The sequence below is a fragment of the Armatimonas sp. genome (genome assembly GCF_043760365.1).
Taxonomy (GTDB): Bacteria; Armatimonadota; Armatimonadia; order Armatimonadales; family Armatimonadaceae; genus Armatimonas.
This window is the reverse complement of sequence record NZ_JAYUPA010000534.1, coordinates 1-1593: the sequence shown is the minus strand read 5'-3', so window position 1 is coordinate 1593 and position 1593 is coordinate 1. Positions and strand designations below refer to the sequence as shown.

Here is a 1593-nt window from a genome sequence, read left to right as displayed (position 1 = left end):
GAGGCCCGGCTTGCGCGTGCCGTGCTTGTACTCCACCGGAACGACGCGCCCATCGGAATGAAACTCCACGACATCCCCTTTCCCCACCAGTCCGAGCGTGTCGGAAAAGAGCGGGAGGCCGCGCACCTCCCGCACCCCATTCTTCCAGCTCGTCTCCCCCGAGTCCGCCCGCTCATGTGCGGCTCGACCTTTAAGCGTGAAGAGGTTCTCATCCCAGACATGCTCCAGGTGGATCAGCGCACACTGGCGCGGGCAGTACGAAAAGTGCTCAAGCGCCGAGAGCATCACTAAGGTTTCCACTACGAACCTACGAATGATGGCCACGGTTGCCACCCACCATAGTTTTTACTGCGGACGCCTTTACTGTAAAGTTCTTCATATCCTTTCTCATGGCGGGCGAGTTCGAGCACTTTCACCGTCCCTTCGTCGTCTTCGATCCAGAAGAGGCGCTCGTCTCTACGCCCTTGCGGATAGACACGAGCATCCCCCTGCGACTGCTCCAGGGTCTTGCTGTTCTTATGGCGAAACTCCGGCTTGCTGAGCTTACGCAGGACACTGTCAAACGCACTACGAACAGACGGCTCCATAGCCTCATAGTCGCGCTGTGCCTTCTTCGAGAGCAGAATCGGGTCTCCAGTGGGCTCCTCGATCCGCGCCTTATACGCCTCGAAGCAGGCTTCCCCCAGAGGAGAGAGATACCGATAGCCATCGTCGCCCGGCTCTGTCAGTGTCTCCCGTAGATCGTCGGGCAGTGCCAACAGCCGTGATCGCGCTTCGACTTCCGTGCGCGCCTCCGCATCCAGCCACTCCAGCGTGTCTGCAAACGCATCAATGCGGGCCACGTCCCAACCAATCGGTAGCGGTGGCACGCTGAGAAGCTCCTCGAAGCCCTGATGAATGTAGACATTAGGAATCCCAAAAAGCGCCCCTACCAAAGTTGCATAGGCCACCTCAGACTTGAAGCCACCCAGCGCATTGAGTACAGGCGTGTCGTTCTGCCTCCGAGTCGTGCGTATCCGCTGTGCAAGCAGACGGACCAGTGAGCGCAAGCCCCGATGAAAGTCTTTCGTTTGGTACGTCAGCCCAGGGATCGGGGTAAGCGTCACCTTAATCCGGCGTACCGTCAACCACACCGCGATTTCCTCCGCGCACTTCTGCCCGTCGGGTGTCTCGGAATGAAACAGCTCCACGCAGTCGCTCCCGCCGATCAGCTCTAGGCGATCCAAAACATTGGCCTCCGCACACGCCGCACGGGGATCGTCTCTCAGAAGCGCTGCAGGCTCTCGCTTTGCCCGCTCCGCATTCCCCTTGAGCGAGGTTCCGACGGTGGTTAGTACAACACGACTCATGAATCTATCTCCAGCCCTAAGGGCTTCACCGCCTCAGCAAGCTGTCCAGGAAGAGCCTCAACCTTTTTCCGAATAGTAGATGGTTTCTTCGGTTTCTCCTGCATCCCCCAATGTGCAACATCGTTGCGGAGCTCGGAGATATTTGGATCTCGCCCCCACAACTTAATGACGGGTTGCCAAGGTTTGGGTACAGGCGCATCATCACGTTGAGCATTCAACCAGTCTTCTGCCGCTTTACGCTCCA

2 protein-coding genes and 1 pseudogene are annotated in these 1593 nt (G+C 58.3%); all 3 read right to left on the bottom strand.

The window, feature by feature from the left end; translation table 11 throughout:
• The coding region (locus ACH2EH_RS12395; RefSeq protein WP_395142094.1) for a Dna2/Cas4 domain-containing protein at window positions 1-300 on the bottom strand (300 nt) is incomplete at its 3' end.
• Window positions 300-1349 (bottom strand): putative CRISPR-associated protein, encoded by a 1050-nt coding sequence (locus tag ACH2EH_RS12390; RefSeq protein WP_395142092.1) that lies wholly within the window; start codon window positions 1347-1349, stop codon window positions 300-302. The genes ACH2EH_RS12390 and ACH2EH_RS12395, both read right to left, overlap by 1 nt.
• Window positions 1346-1593 (bottom strand): annotated as a pseudogene (locus ACH2EH_RS12385) (hypothetical protein); the annotation flags it as partial. The gene ACH2EH_RS12390 and the pseudogene ACH2EH_RS12385, both read right to left, overlap by 4 nt.